Annotated in this window: 2 protein-coding genes; both read right to left on the bottom strand. The window is 60.0% G+C overall.

The window, feature by feature from the left end:
- The coding region (locus AC1D0Z_RS22255) for a flavodoxin-dependent (E)-4-hydroxy-3-methylbut-2-enyl-diphosphate synthase (RefSeq protein WP_477660320.1) at window positions 1-653 on the bottom strand (653 nt) is incomplete at its 3' end.
- Window positions 653-1,182: RodZ domain-containing protein (locus AC1D0Z_RS22250; RefSeq protein WP_477660319.1), on the bottom strand; the 530-nt coding region annotated here is incomplete at its 5' end. The genes AC1D0Z_RS22250 and AC1D0Z_RS22255, both read right to left, overlap by 1 nt.

Here is a 1,182-nt window from a genome sequence, read left to right as displayed (position 1 = left end):
TTGCAGGAAAGGATGATCTGGTTCCGAGGCATTCCCATTTGTTCGGCACGCCGGGCGGAGTCGATTGCCGAGGTAATCAATGCCTCATACATGACCTGTCTGGCATCCCAGGGAACTGCACGCGCATTGTTTTCATCCATCAGGCTGGCCAGCAGCTCCTGGTCAAGGCTGCCCCAATTCACCCCAATACGCACCGGTTTTTTCCAGCGCATGGCCACCTCTATCATCTGGCCAAACTGCCGGTCACGTTTGTCGCCCTTGCCGACGTTCCCGGGATTAATACGGTATTTGGACAAAGCTTCCGCGCAGGCGGGATAGTCCGTCAGCAGCCGATGCCCGTTGTAATGAAAGTCCCCAATCAGCGGGACATCAATCCCCATCCGGTCGAGCTGCTCACGCACATACGGGACCGCCYGCGCCGCCTCAGGCGTGTTGACGGTAATGCGAACCATCTCGGAACCTGCCAGCGCCAGTTCTTTGACCTGGATTGCGGTGCCGATGGCGTCGACCGTGTCTGTATTGGTCATGGACTGAACACGCACCGGCGCGTCGCCGCCAACAGTCAGAATACGGCCACCCCACGACACCTGCGATTGGAGGGAGCGCCGCGGCTTGGGAAAAGCAGATTCGATCGGAAGGCCGCCTTTCGACATTATTTCACCTCAAATCGGGCAACATTGTCCCTGGCCACGCTACTCAGATCGAAAACCTGGCCGCGCACCTGCACTTGCGTTACATCCGCCTTGCCCACCACCGCAGCCAGCGGCAGCACCCCGGACGCACCCGCGACCTCTCCGGCAGTCAGGGTTCGGCGCAGCACAACCGCTCCCCTGGCGTCCGTCACTTCTACCCAAGATTCCCCTTTGGCACGAAAAGTCACAATACCGGCAGGCGCTGCTTGCAATACAGGTGCTGCTGGCGTGGCAACACTGCCGACAACCGAAGGCGAAGCAGATGGCCCCGTAGCAGGCGCGGGAACAGGCAAGGAAGTAGTTTCAGTGGCAGCAAGGGAAGAGGAAGACCCGGCAACAGCTGCGGCACCGGCATTGGCGCCTGGGAATGTTTCATTGATCTGCTCCGGAGGAATGACAGGCTTGGGGTCAGTTACCAATCCGACCCCAGTCATCGCCACCGCTGCCGGCAGCGGTTTGACGGTCTCCGCGGCAACTGACTGTCCTTCAC

This window comes from Polaromonas sp. P1_E3, assembly GCF_056405935.1.
This window is presented reverse-complemented; position numbering and strand designations above follow the sequence as displayed.